Raw genomic sequence first — 534 nt, forward strand, 5'->3', positions numbered from 1 at the left:
CGGTAAGCGTCCGCCCGGGACCGTTGTCGGGAGAAAACGCCCGTCAGCAGACGGCCTCTACCCGAGCTTTTGGCCTAGTTAAATGATGAGCGACAATCCACGATATGCCGCTACCGAGGCCAAAAGCACCGCCAAGCCACCAGACACCCAATTCGCTGGCTGGCTTCGTGTATTCGGGAGCACTCCCAAAAATGAGCGGCATCGCAATTGCACCGACGCTGAAGCCCGCCAAGATCACTGCAGCGTAGGATTGCCTACGGCTGAGACCTATTGTTTCGCGTGCGATGAAATAGGCTGGAACAAGCACGACGAATGATCCGACCAAAGTGGCGGGCCACATGCCGATGCCGCCGATAGGGTTCGCACCCAACATTCCAGCGCCGAGAAACCCGCCGCCGATGCTCGCCGCTACGGTCACCCCAAGCCCTCGGCCAATCTGTTGGATAACGCCCCGTTTCATCGGCCCATTATGAGCGCAATGGGGAACAGCACAATGGCTGAAACCTCCCAAAATGCGCGTTCATTCCGGCGGGG

At 59.0% G+C, this 534-nt stretch carries 1 protein-coding gene; it reads right to left on the reverse strand.

The genetic code is table 11. From position 1 onward, the window contains the following. Nucleotides 1-43: 43 nt before the first annotated feature. Nucleotides 44-418 (reverse strand): hypothetical protein, encoded by a 375-nt coding sequence (locus ACODRZ_RS26835; RefSeq protein WP_488973198.1) that lies wholly within the window; start codon nt 416-418, stop codon nt 44-46. Between the last annotated feature and the right edge of the window lie 116 nt (nt 419-534).

The sequence above is a fragment of the Novosphingobium sp. FG90 genome (assembly GCF_057808725.1).